A 14370-nucleotide genomic window follows, 5' to 3' on the forward strand; every position below is an offset into this window, starting at 1 on the left:
CTCAGTTGCCGCTGATGGTGGGTAGGTGATGAGTGCGCTTGGCCGGAGGGCGTTAGATCCTTCCGCCTCGGATCAGGTCCTCAATCTTCCGGATGGCGTGCAGGACCGTCGTGTGGTCCCGACCACCGAAGAACCGGCCGATCGCGGGGTAAGAGAGATCCGGGCGCTCTGACTTGATCCGGTGCATCGCCAGTTGCCTGGGGGCGAGGATCCGGCGAAGACGAGAGGACCCTTTGACCTCCCGCAAGGTGACGCCGGGGAAGGCTTCCAGCACCTCAGTCGTGATCTGCAGCATCGATCGCCGGCAGGCCGAGTTCTCTTCGAACGCCTCTTCCGCCTGTTTCTGCCATTCGCGATAATGGATCATGTGCTGGTTGAAATGAGTGGCGACGACGCGCCAGCGCGGCGGGATAGATCCATCCTTTGGCCTCATCGCCATCGCCGCGCTTGCGCGTGCCGACGACTCGGCTGGCGGCGCCGCGCCCGGTGCAATGAGGCGAGCAACTGCAGGCTTGGAGCCGAATAGGCGAGCCCGCACTTGCGCGGCGTGGATCTTCGCCCCGATTTCCACATTCTGATTAGGCTGCATGGATCGGCTCCCGCTGCTCGACGCTTGCGAGCTGGCTCGCGATCTTGCGCCGGTAGGCCTCCTGCTCGCGCGAGACGCCTTGCTCACTATCCTTGAGCGCCTCGATCTTCGACCAGTATTCGGCCGCATCCTCACCGAATGGGATGGTTTCGGGAGCGCCGCGAACTGCAGCCTTTCTCGCCTCATATGACGCCTTGAAATCGCCGGCCACGGCGCGGACGCGGGCCATGACCTCGGCCGAGCGGTCGATCGCCGGCGGCTTCTGCGTCATCGTGTTTACCGCATCGCGCTTGCGGGCCAGATCCTCACGCGCCACGCGGGCCTCGAGCTTCGCCAGCGCTGCGAGGACGGGCGGCTTCGGGATAATGCCGAGCAGGACGTCAGGGTTGCCGGCGTAGTCGCCCTTGAGGAGCTTCTGGGTCGCGACGAACAGCCCGCAGATCGGGACGCCGTCGAGGGCATAGCCGTAGACCAAGCTCTGGTCTGCTGGCTTGATCCCAGCGGGCATCGTCATGCCGGTCTTGATCATGCGATCGAGGCACCGGTCGATGTCTGAAGGCTGGACAGGCGACAGACGCTCAGTGAGCGCGGAAATCTCGCGGTTCAAGGTCGAAAGCTGGACCGTCGCTGGCAAATTCGTCATGTGGTTTCATCCTGTTCAATCTGGCTTCGATGGCTTCTCGGCTCTCCCGCTGATGGCGGGCGTGTTCGGTTTCACGCGGCGGCGCTTGCGAGTTGATGCGGGGTTTCGGAGCGGAGCGCATCCAGTTGCGCCAGGTAGCCAGCCAGTCGGCCTTGGAGGCGTCCCGTCCGCTTTTGCCAATCCAGTGATCCCTGAACCGATCGGCTTCGAGCCGGATGCTGGCTTCGGAATGGCCCTGATCGATTGCCCACTGCCCCCAACCTGCCGGGAGCTGCCAATCGTCCGGCAGTCGCGTCCCGCGTTTGTCGGCGGAGCGAAGCGACGCGGGGGTGGGGTTAATTTCTTTAGGGGGTGTGGGGGACCTTTCTTTATCAGGGGCGGGGGTGTCACGCTCTGTCACTGTGACGTCAGGTGACGTCACGTGACGGTGGCGCTGTTGACGCTCGCGATCGGCAGCACGGCGGCGCTCGATCGCGTCGACCTGCTGATCTTCGAACGCCCTCACGGTCGCGAGAATGACTTCACCTGGAACGCCAGCAGCAATGAGTGGGGCAAGGATCGCGGACAGCTTCATGGTGCGGTCTCCACGACGATGCCATGGCAAGCCCGCATGAGCTTCCGCTTCAGCTTAAAAACGGTCGTCTCGACACCCTTCACGTCGATGACGCGACGGCGCTTTGCCTGATGGTCCCAGAACACGAAGTCAGCCTTGTAGGTGGCAATGAGGTGGCCGCCGACGCACAGCTCGTAGGGGCGCTGCATCTCGACGTCAGACACCTCCCCTGCCCGCGCACGGATCTTCAGTTCGGCGTAATAGGCAGCCTCAGCCTTGCTGTCGAAACAGATGCCGTCGATGAGCGTGCGCTGCGCATTGTACTTGCTGCGCTTCGGCTTCTCAGAGGGCTGGGCGCGGAACTCGGCCGCGGACATGCGCTCTCTCATCGCGACACCCCACGCTTTTGCATGCGGATCTGCCGCAGCATCTCTCGGCTCTGGTGGTAGCGCGAAAGGGTCATGACGCTCGGCTCGCGCCGATCGGCGCCGGCCACGCGCGAGGCGATCAAATTGTAGGCGACGGGCTCGTCGACACCCATCGCTTCCGCGACGTCCATGCTGTGCCGGCCATAACGCTCAAAGGCTTCGAGGAAGGTCAGCAAAGCACCCTCCCCGATTCTTCGATCGCAACCGGAACGAGTCCCGACATGGGTCGTTGAGTCGCCAGTTTTGCGTCACGGAGTACTGCGTTATGGAATCCACTCGTTGGACGAAGCCTGTCACCTTTGAGGAAAACAGCCGAGGCCGTTACAGGACGATCGGCAGCACCGAAGAGGCCGCGCGCGTCCTGATGGAGCGTTGGCCGGTTCAGACCGGCAAGGCCTATCGCAAAGCCTGCGAGGTCATGCTGGCGGTACTGGAGGGACGACGCGAACAAGGGGTTGCGCGGCTCGCGTTTCTGGCGGCGGCCGACGAGGCGAACGTCTACATTCGGAATAGCTGAGGTCATGCCTGCCCCCGATCCCGGGTGACGGCGATCTCGAGCTTCGACATGACCTCGGCCAATGCATCAAGCTTCCGGCGCTGAACGGCATCCTCGCGGGCTGCCAGCGTGCCGCGGAGATCGGAGCGGATCTTGCCCATCTCGGTTAGAAGTTCTTGGTTGGTCATGCTGCCAAGCACTCCCCGTCATCCGCTTGGCAAAGGATACCATCCGTCTCCAGCGCCCAGTCGCCTTGCCGCTCCATGAACTCGCGCAACTCCTTCTTCGCGAAGCGCTTGGAGAACTGAGCATTATCTTTCGGGCGGCCCTTGGTGGTCTCAAGGGCGCCTACGCGCGCCTCGGCCGCCTCCCACCAGCGGTGGCGATCGGGAAAATCTCGCGCCAAAACGGCTTGCGACCGTTCCGACTTGAGGAAGCAGCCGTCACAGTTTCCGAGCCAACAGTTGCCGCGGATGTTCGGCAGCATCAGGTCGAACGACTGTGCCTTCCAGAAATCACCTACGATGTGTTTGCTTACGCCCGCTGCGGCGAGCGGGTGCCAGTTTACCCACCGCTCCTTGGGAGCCGGTTTGCCCAACCGGTGCGGCTCATCCGCCCTGATCCCGATGCAGGCTGTCCAGCGCTGCCAACCAATGGACTGGAGGTACTTCTTCGCGGTGCGGATCTTGAGCTCTTGCGTGCAAAACCGAGACTGCTGGTTTGGAAGGTACTGCTTCTTGTCGATCAAGGCGTCGAAGGGCTCGCCATTGCGGCTTGCACCTTGGTAGCCGACCTCGGCGAAACCAGGCGCCGTTGCAAGGTACTCGGTCCAAGTGATCATAACGCCCCAGCGGCGGCCGACCTCAGCGACGAATTCGAGCGTCTGCTCCATCTCGCGGCCGGTATTTTGGAACATGACCTTTACCCGGTCTTCTGGAATACCGCCGTTAGCTTCGAGGATCTCGTGGAGCATGTATGCAGAGGTGCGACCACCGCTGAAGCTGATCTGAACGTTTCCTGCAGGAAGCAGATATGGGTTCGTCATGTCGCACCTCGTTGATAAAATCCCGCATTTGCGCGGTAGTTGCCGGCGGCCGGGAGGGGGGCCAGCCGGGGGGAGAACATCAGAGGTCCGGAGGTCGCGGCAGGCTCGACGCCTCGGCTTCAGCGCGCAGCTCCGGAGCCATCCAGAGCGCGAATGAATGCGCTGAGCGCAGCAACGAGCGTGCGATTGCTATCCGTTTCCGATCGAGCCAGGAGAGCGTCGGCTCTCCCGATGAGCTTGGCGACGTCGTTTGCTTCTTCTCGTCCATAGGTGATCCCCGCCCTTGCTTCGATTTCTCGCAGTTCTTCTGCGCTGATTGAGACACGCGGGTCGGCGTACCAGACGTCCCGCGTCCGAGATGCGGACCAGCCAAGTTTGCGCGCGGCCTGGTCGATGCGGATCTTCACGCTGCCCTGTCCGGCAGGTGCGATGCGATCCCGCAAAGCTGACTGGCAAAATTCAACGGTACTCATTTTCGGATTTTTCCTACGATTTCTGCGCATTTTTCCGACGTTCCCTGTGCGAGCTTCTCCTTGTTCAGAGGAGCCGCGAATGCGCACGAAGGCAGAAAACAGAGACGCGACGATCTTGCCGGATGGTCCGTCTCTGGCCTCCCCTCGAAAGGGAGACCCTGTTTCGCTGGGCGATCTGGTAGCCCTGATCGTTAGCGACGCAGCCGTTAAGCGGCCCGCTTCCAATCGTGAAATTCCATGGACAGCTCGACTTCGAGCAGATCGAAATCGATGACGGGCTCGGGCTCGATCGGCGCTGCATCCACTTGCGGGAAGCGCGCCAGGAACTTGCCGACCTTAATGACGGCGATGAAGCCGACAGCGACGGCGCCGAAGCCCAAGGCCACATACAATGCGATCATCACAGTTCTCCTCCGCCAGTCTGCTGGCCTGTCCTCGTGGGCTGGTTGACTGCCTGAGCGTCGAGAGGGGCGAAGCGGTCCGACGCCGCATCGGGGCGCTTGCCCCTCTCGACTTCAATCCTGGCCGCGGCGTCGATGACGTTCTCGTGGCGGGCCATGTAGCCGCTCTCGCCGATCATGGCTGAATCACTCCATACCGAGAGCGGCCATGTAGGCCTGAAGAAGGGTCTCTTCTTCGATGCGCTCGGCCGCGTCCTTCTTGCGGAGGCGGATGATGGTGCGAATGGCGGTCGTATCGTAGCCGCGGCCTTTGGCCTCCCCGAGCACGTCTTTGACGTCATCAGCGATTGCGGCCTTCTCCTCTTCAAGGCGCTCGATGCGCTCAATGAACTGGCGCAGCTCGGCCGCTGCTACGTTTTCCACGGTGTCAGTCATGCTGCGTTCTCCGTCCGGAAGAATGAGTTTGGCTGCACTGCCCCGCCCGTGACGCGGCAGATGTCTTCGATGACGCTCTTGCTGAGATTCTCCCCGCGCATGTACCGGTGCACTTGCGCCCGGCTCTTGCCCAGAGTTGCAGCAAAAGCTTTTACAGTGGTGTGCTCGTGGATGTAATCTTCAAGGGTCATGTCGCACAATATGACGCATTTACTGCAACACGTCAAGCGAAGTGTAACATATTATGGCATAGAAGATGCAGCTGGATTGGCGGATAAATCGCCATGGCAAAGAATTGGCTCGCACCCTTCATCAAAGCATCAAAAATTGCGTCACAGGAGGCACTCGCAGAAGCGATCGGCGTCTCACGCGCCACGATCAATCGGCTTGCGAATGACCATAGTCAGCTGAAGCGGGACCGCGCCGAGGAGCTCGCTCCTCTGCTGGACGCGTCGGTTGACGACCTCATGCTCAACCGGCCGCCAAAGCCTGCGCCGATCGTGTCGTCTTTCGATCCAGACGAGGTCGAGAACGACGATGATGGCACGGTCAGCTACAGCCGCGAGCATTGGGTGCCGGCAATCGATGGCGCTATTCCGGAGATCGACACGAAGCTTGGCGCCGGCATGGGCACAGTTGGCCAAACGATCAATCTGCCGGTCGGCGGTGACAGCGTCAGCGGCCATACGGTCATTGCCGAATGGATGATCCCGCTATCGTACCTGCGCAACGAGGCGAAAGCATCGCCGGCGCATACGCTGATCATGGAGGTGGTCGGGGATTCGATGCAGCCGACCTACATGCCGGGCGACCGGGTGTTGGTGGACCTGTCGCAGGACAAGATGTCGACCGATACGGTCTATGCCATCAGCGACGGCCATACGGAGCCACAGATCAAGCGCCTACAGCGCATTCCTTTCAGCGACCCGGCCGAGGTCCGGATCATCTCGGATAACCAAGCTCTCGAGACTTTCACGGTCGAGCTGTCACGTCTGCAGATCATCGGCCGGATCGTCGGCCATCTTGCTCGCAAGTGATCAGGAGGCTTTGCGCTTGTCCTTAGAGACTTCAAAGCGACGGCACACAGAGACGATATCGTCGAGGAACCACTTCTCGGGCTTTTCATACATGGCTGCATCCTTGCCGCTGACTTTGCCCATCACCGGAAGAACTTGGAACTCTTCGCTTGCGAGCGGGGGGATCTGCGCGACCTCAAATTCACAGCCAGGGAATTCGTCACGGAGGTGCTTTTTGAACCGCCCGTCGATCTCGTCTGTGCCGGCCGGCGGCATCACAAGGAACTTTGTGACTTCCTTTAGGGCCATGGCGAATGCTCCTCGTTCTCTTTTTGTTCACCATAAGAAAGCAGGAGTCTGCAGAAGAGTCGAATGGTTTCTGTCAGCCCGTGATCACGGAGTGAGTGCGATATGATTGAGCGCTCAGCGAACAGGTATGCCCTGCGTCGCGATCCGGACGGCACTTGGGCCATTGAGGACATCTTCACCGGTCAAACGGCCGAGATAGGCGATGAGCCGCAAGAAGGGTTAGCCTTGGAGATCGCCGATTACCTCGTCGACGTTTTGAACCTCGAATACATCAACCGGCGCAGGGGAACGACGCATTGAGTGACCATGAATTTGGAAACGTCTCTACCGACCTGAAATTGTCGCTGATTGAGGCTTACCTCAAAGCTTTCACCATTGCACTCCGTTCGCAGTTCCAAGACCTTTGGTACATCGACGCGTTCGCTGGCACCGGGGAGAGAGTCATCAAGCAGAGCGCCGTTCCTGCGGATCTGCTACCTGGCATGGAAGAAAGAATTGAGAGGCGTCGCGGCTCTGCACAGATAGCTCTAGACGTAACCCCAGCATTCACACGCGTTATCTTCATGGAGAAGAAAAAGCGCTACTGCGCTGCGCTAGAGAAACTTAAAGCGCAGTACCCAGAGCGCCGTATCGATATTGTTCGAGGAGACGCCAACGTCGCTATACGCGCTGAAATAAACGCGCTGAAATGGGCTGGGAAACGTGCGGTTATGTTTCTAGACCCGTACGGAATGGACGTGGATTGGGCCACTCTCGAGTTAATAAGAGAAACCGAAGCTATCGATGTTTGGTACCTGGTATCGCTCGCCGGACTTTTCCGGCAAGCCACTCGAGACCCGAAAAAAATCGACGAGAAGAAGCGGACTGCAATCACTCGTATGCTCGGCACGGACGACTGGATGAACGCTTGGTATGATGCCCCGAAGGTGAACGATCTCCTCGGTGAGCACGATCAAGCTTATCAGCGGATTGCTGATGTGGCTGCCATCGAGGCGTTTGTCGATAAAAGGCTCAAATCTCTGTTCCCGAAAGTCTTGCCACCGAAACGCCTGAAAAATGGCAACGGTGTTCCTATGTTCTCGCTGTTCCTTGCAATTTCCAATCCGGCACCGAAGGCAATTGGACTAGCAACCAGAATTGCGAGTAACATCCTCAAAGCCTAGAAACTAACGGCATCTCATCGTACGTCTTGCCATTTAACTCTCTGCCCGTCACCTTCTTGTTTCGCCCGCCCCACTGCTTGAAAAAAAAGGCGGTGCTATATCGCCGGCAAGCACGCTCAATCTCGTGGACCCACTCCGGCTCCATATGGCGCGCGTCCGGGCCCGACTCTCCGCCTACGATTGCCCAATGGATGCCTGTTAGATCAGCGCCTGCGACAGACCCAATCAGTGGCTCAAACGAGACAAACCTGACTGCAGCCGGAACAGAACGCAGCTCATCAAGCCTGTGAATCACGCGGCCATCTTCGACGCTGGTGCCAAGCCACACGTTCGGCAACGCCTTAAACTGGCTGCCGGACAATACCTCGGACATCCGGTCGGGCCTCTTAGTCAATATCTGGTACGTATGCTGAGGCGTGGCCTCCATTGTCTTCCATACCTCCGCGATGAAGTCCGGCGGCACAGCGGAATGGAATAGATCTGACATGGAATTGACGAAGACCAACCGAGGCTTTGACCACTTCGCAGGTGTGTCTAGCGCTTTCCAATCCAACGTAATTTTACCGGTCCATTTCGCGCGTCCGCCACTTTTGCGCGTTAGTCCAAGATACTTCTCAGACCCCATAGCTTCTAGCCGAGCGGCCATTCGCATGGCGTAGCAGTTGGTGCAGCCGGCGGTCAGGATTGTGCAGCCAGCCACCGGGTTCCACGTAGCGTCCGTCCATTCAATTGATGTCTCGGCCAATGAGCATTCTCCTAAGATCAGCGCGATCTCCAGTGAGCATTCTTGGATTGCGGTAGAGTCTTAAACCCTGAAAACATGTGAAGCGAGATCCCTAAACCAAAGAGGTTAGGAATAGATTTCTACAGACGGACGTCAACTTGTCCTCCAAGACCAAAGCTGGAACCGAGACGGCGCGCACCACGCTCACATTCCAAAATGCATCGAAAAATGCGTCATTAAATGTTACACCATGATTGACACTGTCGCATAAACTGTTACATTTGCTTCATCGAACAGCCGATGGAGACCAGCATGGACATCGCAGCAGCAGTCAAGATGATCACCGACCGGGCCGACGCCATGGAGCGCCGCAAAGCCCTGAACTTCCTTGAACGGAACATCAAGCACCACGAGCAGCTCTGCCTGCAGATCTCTCGCCGCCGCGTCTATCCGGTCGGCTGGACGTATGCTGCCCACACTGACCTGATCGCCATGCTGATCTCGGCCCAGACCGAGCGGCGCAACGCGAAGGTGGCGGCATGAACGTCATCGCCCGCTTCCTTCCGCTTCCGGTGTCACAAGCTTCTTCACGCTCCGCAAAGGACATCGCTCTGGCAGAGGCCCTCAACTGGGTCCGCCATTGGCAGCGCGATCAGGAATGCGGCCTTGCGCCGACGCCGGGCAGCCTCGCGCACATTGAGCGCACGTTGGCTAACGCGGTCAGGGGTGACGCATGACCCGCCCCGACCAGACCATCAGGCCCTTCATCAACCTGTCGCCTGATCCCGAGCCCGACCTGTGGTCGAGCTTCGATCTCGCCATTCTCATCGTCACCATTGCCGCGGTCATTGCCGTGCTTGCAGTCCTCTAGGAGATCATCATGTCGCAGACCGAAACGAACATTTGGCACTGGTGGCAGGAGGCGCTTGCAGGGCGCGTTGGCCCCATGAGCGAAGGCCAGCCAGAGCAGGGCTACTATCGCACCCGTTTCAAGGATGGCCAGTGGGAGCCCGTCGCGATCTGGAAAGATGAGGACGGCGCCTGGCTGGCAATGCGCGGCGAGCGCATCGTCGACGCGGGCGACGCCTGGAACTTCTGCCGGACGCACCCCGTGAGCTACGAGGCTTATCAGAAGGCGATCGACGGCGCAGGCTGGGACGACGAGCCGCCCGCTCCCGCCATCGGCCACAACCTGCCGTCCGATCCCTTCGAAGCCCTCCGGCTGGAATACGAGGCTGAGAAGGAACAGGCCGAAGCCTTCATGAAGGCGCCAATCAAAACGCAGGCCGATGCCGACCGCGCAGCGATTCTGTCCAAGCGGGTCGCGACGATCGCGAAGAAGGCGACCGACCTGCACAAGGTCGAGAAGCAGCCGCACCTCGACGCGGGCCGTGTCGTCGATACGAAGTGGCGCGACCTGAAGGAAGAGCCGGATCTGCTGAGCAAGCGCCTCAAGCGGCACATGGATGACTTCCTGCGCGAGCAGCAGCGCGTCGAGGCCGAGCGCCAGCGCGCCGCCCAGGCTGAGGCCGACCGCAAGCGCCGTGACGCCGAGGACGCCGCACGCCGCGCCGCCGAGGCGGCCGGGCCGTCGGCCGAAGAGCAGGCAGCAGCGCAGGCCAATGCCGAGCGGCTTGCCCGGGAAGCAGCGGAAGCCGAGCGCGCCACCCAAACTCGCAACGCCGCCGCCGGCCGCACCGGTGCCCGTGTCTCACTCCGAACCTTCGTATCGGCGGAGATCACCGATTACGACGCGCTCGTCATGGCCCTGAAGGACCGCCCCGAGATCCGGGACGTCGTGAACAGCCTCGCCAACCGTGCGGCAAAGGCCGGCGTCGAACTGGCGGGAATGAAGATCAAGGAAGAGCAGAGGGCCGCCTGATGAACGAGATAGTCAACACGGAACGTCTGCTGCCGCCAGGCATGGGAACTATAGCTGCGGGCAGTTCCGTTCGCGCAATTGTACCCGCCAACATCGAGGACGCCTTTCGGATCGCGAAGATGGTCACGATTGCCGGAATGGCACCTGCGGGTTTCGACACGGCCGAGAAATGCATGGTCGCGATCATGCATGGGATGGAGGTTGGAATGACGCCGATGGCTGCGCTTCAGTCCATCGCGGTGGTCAATAATCGTCCGACAATCTGGGGAGATGGGGCGATCGGGTTGGTGCGAGGGTCCGGCAAGTGTGAGTGGATCAAAGAGCGCATTGAGGGCGACGGCGATGCACGGGTTGCAATATGCGAAGCCAAACGTCGCGGCGAACCCGAGCCGGTAGTCGGTCGGTTCTCCGTGAAAGACGCCATGACGGCGGGCCTGTGGACAAAGAGCGGCCCGTGGAAGCTGTACCCCGAACGCATGCTGAAGATGCGGGCGCGCGCCTTCACCCTTCGTGATGCATTCGCAGACGTGCTGCGCGGCCTTGGCATCGCGGAGGAAGTGCAGGACTTTCAGCCGATGCAAGACATCACACCTCGGGCCGCCGCCCGGCCGCCGGCGCCGCCGAAGCCTCCTGCACCGCCAGCAGGAAAGACGATCGACGCAGAGGAGCCGCCGGTCGAACCGGGCTTTGATCTTGGGGAGTTCATGGAAACGCTCGAGCTGGCGCTGGCCGGCGCGAAGAGTGAGGCCGACGTCGAGGAGGCCTGGAACGATGCCGACGCGCCGGCCGTGCTCGAGACTGAAGGCCATGCCGACATGATCAATGCGGCCTACTCTATGCGGGACCGGCGCTTGTCGCAGATCTCTCCGCAGAACGCGGGCTAATCATGGGTAGAGCGCTCGTCGTCATCAACAGCGGCATGGACCGCGAGCAGGCCCACCACTGGATCCGCAAGGCCCCCTGGGGCACCCGGATCGAGTTCAAAGGCCCGCAGCGCTCCATGCCCCAGAATGACCGCATGTGGGCCATGCTGACCGACGTGGCGCTCCACATGAAGGCACTCGGCCGGGATCACACCACAGACCAGTGGAAGGTCATCTTCCTTCACGCGATCGGCAAGGAAGTCAGCTTCGTGCCGTCGCTCGACCAGCGGTCATTTATCCCGTGGGGGCAGTCCTCGTCGGACCTGTCGAAGCAGGAGATGACCGATCTCATCGAATTCATCCACGCCTGGGGAGCCGAGAACGGCGTGATCTTTCACGAACCCCAGAAGACAGCGAGGGCATCATGACCGTCAAGCATGTGAAGGGCTACACCCGAGGCATACCGGATCCGTTCCAGCCGATCATCGACGAGAGGATCGCGCAGAAGAGCAAGCGGCTTCAGGCGGGCGAAGATCAGGCCAAGGCGGTCGGGCTTCTGAACAGGATCCGGGACGCCTTCGCCTATGTGCCTTGGTACAAGCGTGGGAGGTCGTGATGGCATTCCGCATCAACTCTGACGCCGCTGCATTCAGCCCTATTCCGAAGGCAAAGCCGACGAAGAGAAAGGGCTACCTCGCCTTCGTCCACCGCCTGCCCTGCGTCATCACGGGCCGGTACGAGGTCCAAGCGGCTCACCTATCCATGGCCGCTTCGCAATACGGCCACTACGGCCGGGCAAAGCAGCGCAAGGCGAGCGACCGTTGGGTGCTTCCGCTCTGCGCAGAACAGCACGATCGCCAGCACCGCATCGGAGAAGCGCAGTTCTGGGCATGTGCCGGCATTGACCCGCATGTTCTCGCTCTCACCCTGCACGGGCTATGGACAGAGCTTGGAGACGCGGCAGAGCCCTTTGCAATTGCTGTCATTAATCAGCGCCTGGCATCGGCCGGCGCTCTGAAGTCGAGGGACGAAGCATGACCCCCACAGATATCCGAGATACGGCGATACCGGAGCCGGTGGCGTTCCGGTTCAAGCATGAGCATCTCCCCGGTGAATGGAAGTATGCCTCGCATAGCCCGAACATCCGCCCATGGCACAACACGGAACCCCTCTACCCCGCCTCCACCATCGAAGCCCTCACCGCCCAGCTCGCGCTCAAGGACGCCGAGCGCGAAAGCGCCATCATGGCCGCGACAGAAGCCGAGCGCGAGCGATGTGCGAAGATTGCAGACGCTGCCAAAGAAGGCAGACAGCGCCAAGAAGACGACGCAATGGAAAACGGTGCGAAGCGTGCAGCCCGTGATTTTCAAACTATGCGCTTCCAAGCGGTCGAAATAGCCGCCGCCATCCGCGCTGGCACGAAGGGAGCTTCCCATGACTGACCCGAAGTACGAGCCGGTGGCGTGGAACGAACTGGTCGAAGAAATCAGGGAGCGTGGCAATGAGATCGTTCGGCTCGCCTCCACCGTCGAAGCCCTCACCGCCCAGGTTGACGCCCTCAAGGAGGAGAACGAGAGGCTGAAGGCTATCCGATGGGTGAGGCTTTTAGCTTGGACAGATAACGGGGTCAGTGTTGAAGCGATAACGGCTTTTGGGTTTTCCTACCGTGTATTTTGCGTCGATTGGGAAGGTCCGACCTACTGGATGGTCAACGTGATCGATGGCAAGTTCGTGAGCGAGGCTGAAGCCAAGGCTGCCGCACAAACCGACTACGAAACCCGCATCATGTCTGCCCTCACCCAACCCCAACTCCCCGAGAGTGGAGAGAGCGTGGAGGGCTCTGCGGATGTCTAAGCTCACCGAAGCTATCTTCTCGATGCAATGCTCATTCATAGCGAAAAATGCTTCAGCTTGGGCCGGCGACATTCTCACGTTTCCGGAGCACTACAATCGGGAAGCTGACCCAAAGACTGTTGCTCGGTTCACTGACGAGATCGCGCGCGGCTTGATCGTCTGGACCAATGGGCAGGCCGCGCCCCCGCGCCCGAACGGAACGTGCTGGAGAGTGTCCTAGCCTATCTGGAGGGCTGCGACCCGAAAGCCACGTCAGGGGTAGAGCGTAATTCAGAACTTCGGGACGCCGTTCGAAATTTATTGGAGACTATCAAATGAGCGTCACCTTCGGAGACCGACTAATCGACAGCGGGTACTACGACATCACGCCAGAACAAGAGCGTGAAATCGAGGCCCGCGAGGAATGCGAGCGGCGCGGGATCGACCCCGATGAGGTCTGCGCAGATGGCGGGGTGCTGGCGTGGATGGTAGTGGACCAGGAGATGCAAGCGCGCATCCCACTCCGCGCCGCCATCCAAATGATTGATGTAGCAGAGGCGAATATCCGTGCCGATCATCGGGCGGGGAAGACGTCGAAAGAGCAGTTCCAAAAGGAACTGCTGATCATGGCAAGGGCGCGGCAGCAAGCCACCCCGTCACCCACCAAGGAACGCCCATGACCAACCGCGAAGACGAGAGAAAGATGGAACTGCGCGTGAAGCCGCTGGAATGGCGCGGCAACGAGGCAAGCTCGGCCACGGGTCACTACCGCGTCCAGCGCCTGGGCGATAAGTGGGAGCCTCTGCACAACGGATGCTACATGCTTCCGCGAGTGCATGGTGTAGTGAAGGCGTTTGCTACGCTGGACGCAGCGCAAGCCTACGCCCAAGCCGACTATGAACAACGTGTCCTTTCCGCCCTCTCCACCCCCTCTCAAGGGGAGAGGGCAGCGCAGGACACAGCGGCGCAGGCGGACGTATTTCCGGACATCTTCACCCTGCAGGATTATCAGCCGGGTCAATGGTGGCTGGAGGAGTTGAGGAAACATGCAGGATCCCGAGAGTCTACCTGCGAGACGCAACGAGCCGCGCTTGTGGCTGTGAACTTTGCCGAAGCCGTATTCAAGGATCGCAAGGACACAGCGCCCCAGGTAGGGGAAGTGGTATATCCCATGCGCGTCGAGAATGGCGTCATCGTTGATAGATATGGCGTTCCCGTCTCTCCCCACATTGAAGGCGAGAACGATGGGGGTGCAGCATGAAGCTGACATGGAACCAGAAGACTGCTCTAGGCATACTCGCTCACGCATCTGCAAGCGGTCTGCCAATGGGACAGATCAGGGAGTCCGGCTGGGGGCTCATGCCCTATCTCTGCGGGTCCGCTGGTCGAGCTGCAACGCTTTCTCTGTGCGAAAAAGGCTTGGCTGAGTGCTGCTTTGAGGGAAAGCCTAAGCGTTATCGGGCCACGGACGCCGGTCGCGCCACCCTCCAAGAGAAGGAGGCGGGAGAGTGACGGCA

General features: G+C 60.4%; 29 protein-coding genes. 16 read left to right on the forward strand and 13 right to left on the reverse strand.

The window, feature by feature from the left end:
- Positions 1-52: 52 nt before the first annotated feature.
- The 5 genes from ASG25_RS11000 to ASG25_RS11020 are packed head-to-tail and all read right to left on the reverse strand — an operon-like array spanning position 53 to position 2389.
- Complete coding sequence (locus ASG25_RS11000; RefSeq protein WP_062473399.1) at positions 53-589, reverse strand: helix-turn-helix domain-containing protein; 537 nt, start codon at positions 587-589, stop codon at positions 53-55.
- Complete coding sequence (locus ASG25_RS11005) at positions 579-1232, reverse strand: hypothetical protein (RefSeq protein ID WP_244479383.1); 654 nt, start codon at positions 1230-1232, stop codon at positions 579-581. Before ASG25_RS11005 ends, ASG25_RS11000 begins: the two co-directional genes overlap by 11 nt.
- A complete protein-coding gene (locus tag ASG25_RS22745) occupies positions 1168-1806 on the reverse strand; it encodes a hypothetical protein (protein WP_062473403.1) in 639 nt (212 codons plus the stop codon). The genes ASG25_RS11005 and ASG25_RS22745 overlap by 65 nt, the downstream gene beginning before the upstream one ends.
- The gene (locus ASG25_RS11015) at positions 1803-2162 is read right to left on the reverse strand and encodes a DUF1064 domain-containing protein (protein WP_244479384.1); all 360 of its coding nucleotides are present in this window, start codon (positions 2160-2162) and stop codon (positions 1803-1805) included. Before ASG25_RS11015 ends, ASG25_RS22745 begins: the two co-directional genes overlap by 4 nt.
- A gap of 8 nt (positions 2163-2170) precedes the next feature.
- Positions 2171-2389 carry a hypothetical protein gene (locus ASG25_RS11020; RefSeq protein ID WP_062473406.1) on the reverse strand — a complete coding sequence of 73 codons (219 nt, stop codon included), beginning with the start codon at positions 2387-2389 and terminating at the stop codon, positions 2171-2173.
- An 89-nt stretch (positions 2390-2478) separates the two neighbouring features.
- Here ASG25_RS11020 and ASG25_RS11025 point away from each other — a divergent pair, with 89 nt between their 5' ends.
- Positions 2479-2730, forward strand: a complete 252-nt coding sequence (locus tag ASG25_RS11025) for a DUF982 domain-containing protein (RefSeq protein WP_062473408.1) — start codon at positions 2479-2481, stop codon at positions 2728-2730.
- A 2-nt stretch (positions 2731-2732) separates the two neighbouring features.
- Here ASG25_RS11025 and ASG25_RS22750 read toward each other — a convergent pair whose 3' ends face one another.
- From ASG25_RS22750 to ASG25_RS11050, 6 genes are all read right to left on the reverse strand, one after another.
- A complete protein-coding gene (locus tag ASG25_RS22750) occupies positions 2733-2897 on the reverse strand; it encodes a hypothetical protein (RefSeq protein WP_156466886.1) in 165 nt (54 codons plus the stop codon).
- The gene (locus ASG25_RS11030; RefSeq protein WP_062473410.1) at positions 2894-3754 is read right to left on the reverse strand and encodes a phosphoadenosine phosphosulfate reductase family protein; all 861 of its coding nucleotides are present in this window, start codon (positions 3752-3754) and stop codon (positions 2894-2896) included. The genes ASG25_RS22750 and ASG25_RS11030 overlap by 4 nt, the downstream gene beginning before the upstream one ends.
- Positions 3755-3873: 119 nt before the next feature.
- Complete coding sequence (locus ASG25_RS11035; protein ID WP_244479385.1) at positions 3874-4161, reverse strand: hypothetical protein; 288 nt, start codon at positions 4159-4161, stop codon at positions 3874-3876.
- Positions 4162-4433: 272 nt separating this feature from the next.
- A complete protein-coding gene (locus ASG25_RS11040) occupies positions 4434-4628 on the reverse strand; it encodes a hypothetical protein (protein WP_062473414.1) in 195 nt (64 codons plus the stop codon).
- Positions 4628-4807: a hypothetical protein gene (locus ASG25_RS11045; protein WP_062473416.1), complete on the reverse strand. Its 180-nt coding sequence runs from the start codon at positions 4805-4807 to the stop codon at positions 4628-4630. The genes ASG25_RS11040 and ASG25_RS11045 overlap by 1 nt, the downstream gene beginning before the upstream one ends.
- A gap of 7 nt (positions 4808-4814) precedes the next feature.
- Complete coding sequence (locus ASG25_RS11050) at positions 4815-5063, reverse strand: DUF2312 domain-containing protein (RefSeq protein WP_062473419.1); 249 nt, start codon at positions 5061-5063, stop codon at positions 4815-4817.
- A gap of 284 nt (positions 5064-5347) precedes the next feature.
- On the opposite strand from ASG25_RS11050, the gene ASG25_RS11060 reads away from it, so the two are divergent.
- Entirely contained in the window at positions 5348-6100 is a 753-nt protein-coding gene (locus ASG25_RS11060) for a S24 family peptidase (protein WP_062473423.1), read from the forward strand.
- Here the strand turns inward: ASG25_RS11060 and ASG25_RS11065 are convergent, their stop codons facing one another.
- The gene (locus ASG25_RS11065) at positions 6101-6388 is read right to left on the reverse strand and encodes a hypothetical protein (protein WP_062473425.1); all 288 of its coding nucleotides are present in this window, start codon (positions 6386-6388) and stop codon (positions 6101-6103) included. It lies immediately after the preceding gene.
- A gap of 102 nt (positions 6389-6490) precedes the next feature.
- On the opposite strand from ASG25_RS11065, the gene ASG25_RS11070 reads away from it, so the two are divergent.
- Together ASG25_RS11070 and ASG25_RS11075 are read left to right on the forward strand one after the other, a co-directional pair.
- Entirely contained in the window at positions 6491-6688 is a 198-nt protein-coding gene (locus tag ASG25_RS11070; RefSeq protein ID WP_062473428.1) for a hypothetical protein, read from the forward strand.
- On the forward strand, positions 6685-7551 hold the full coding sequence (locus tag ASG25_RS11075) for a three-Cys-motif partner protein TcmP (protein ID WP_062473430.1): 867 nt from the start codon (positions 6685-6687) through the stop codon (positions 7549-7551). The genes ASG25_RS11070 and ASG25_RS11075 overlap by 4 nt, the downstream gene beginning before the upstream one ends.
- Here ASG25_RS11075 and ASG25_RS11080 read toward each other — a convergent pair.
- The gene (locus ASG25_RS11080; protein WP_062473432.1) at positions 7541-8296 is read right to left on the reverse strand and encodes a DUF5131 family protein; all 756 of its coding nucleotides are present in this window, start codon (positions 8294-8296) and stop codon (positions 7541-7543) included. The genes ASG25_RS11075 and ASG25_RS11080 overlap by 11 nt on opposite strands.
- Before the next feature lie 291 nt (positions 8297-8587).
- Between ASG25_RS11080 and ASG25_RS11085 the strand changes: the two genes are divergently transcribed.
- From ASG25_RS11085 to ASG25_RS11140, 12 genes are all read left to right on the forward strand, one after another.
- Positions 8588-8818 (forward strand): hypothetical protein, encoded by a 231-nt coding sequence (locus ASG25_RS11085; protein ID WP_156466887.1) that lies wholly within the window; start codon positions 8588-8590, stop codon positions 8816-8818.
- Positions 8815-9012: a hypothetical protein gene (locus ASG25_RS11090; RefSeq protein WP_062473436.1), complete on the forward strand. Its 198-nt coding sequence runs from the start codon at positions 8815-8817 to the stop codon at positions 9010-9012. The genes ASG25_RS11085 and ASG25_RS11090 overlap by 4 nt, the downstream gene beginning before the upstream one ends.
- A complete protein-coding gene (locus tag ASG25_RS22755; protein ID WP_156466888.1) occupies positions 9009-9146 on the forward strand; it encodes a hypothetical protein in 138 nt (45 codons plus the stop codon). The genes ASG25_RS11090 and ASG25_RS22755 overlap by 4 nt, the downstream gene beginning before the upstream one ends.
- 9 nt (positions 9147-9155) lie before the next feature.
- Positions 9156-10157, forward strand: a complete 1002-nt coding sequence (locus tag ASG25_RS11095; RefSeq protein WP_062473438.1) for a hypothetical protein — start codon at positions 9156-9158, stop codon at positions 10155-10157.
- Positions 10157-11041, forward strand: a complete 885-nt coding sequence (locus ASG25_RS11100; RefSeq protein WP_062473440.1) for a hypothetical protein — start codon at positions 10157-10159, stop codon at positions 11039-11041. Before ASG25_RS11095 ends, ASG25_RS11100 begins: the two co-directional genes overlap by 1 nt.
- A gap of 2 nt (positions 11042-11043) precedes the next feature.
- Positions 11044-11448: a recombination protein NinB gene (locus ASG25_RS11105; RefSeq protein ID WP_062473442.1), complete on the forward strand. Its 405-nt coding sequence runs from the start codon at positions 11044-11046 to the stop codon at positions 11446-11448.
- A complete protein-coding gene (locus ASG25_RS11110; RefSeq protein ID WP_062473444.1) occupies positions 11445-11636 on the forward strand; it encodes a hypothetical protein in 192 nt (63 codons plus the stop codon). Before ASG25_RS11105 ends, ASG25_RS11110 begins: the two co-directional genes overlap by 4 nt.
- Positions 11636-12058 (forward strand): DUF968 domain-containing protein, encoded by a 423-nt coding sequence (locus ASG25_RS11115; protein ID WP_062473447.1) that lies wholly within the window; start codon positions 11636-11638, stop codon positions 12056-12058. The genes ASG25_RS11110 and ASG25_RS11115 overlap by 1 nt, the downstream gene beginning before the upstream one ends.
- Positions 12055-12462 carry a hypothetical protein gene (locus tag ASG25_RS11120; protein WP_062473449.1) on the forward strand — a complete coding sequence of 136 codons (408 nt, stop codon included), beginning with the start codon at positions 12055-12057 and terminating at the stop codon, positions 12460-12462. The genes ASG25_RS11115 and ASG25_RS11120 overlap by 4 nt, the downstream gene beginning before the upstream one ends.
- Entirely contained in the window at positions 12455-12874 is a 420-nt protein-coding gene (locus ASG25_RS11125; protein ID WP_062473451.1) for a hypothetical protein, read from the forward strand. The genes ASG25_RS11120 and ASG25_RS11125 overlap by 8 nt, the downstream gene beginning before the upstream one ends.
- A gap of 314 nt (positions 12875-13188) precedes the next feature.
- Positions 13189-13533: a hypothetical protein gene (locus tag ASG25_RS11135; protein ID WP_062473453.1), complete on the forward strand. Its 345-nt coding sequence runs from the start codon at positions 13189-13191 to the stop codon at positions 13531-13533.
- Positions 13530-14114: a hypothetical protein gene (locus ASG25_RS11140; RefSeq protein ID WP_062473455.1), complete on the forward strand. Its 585-nt coding sequence runs from the start codon at positions 13530-13532 to the stop codon at positions 14112-14114. The genes ASG25_RS11135 and ASG25_RS11140 overlap by 4 nt, the downstream gene beginning before the upstream one ends.
- Positions 14115-14370 lie beyond the last annotated feature (256 nt).

Source organism: Rhizobium sp. Leaf384 (assembly GCF_001424065.1).
Taxonomy (GTDB): domain Bacteria; phylum Pseudomonadota; class Alphaproteobacteria; order Rhizobiales; family Rhizobiaceae; genus Ferranicluibacter.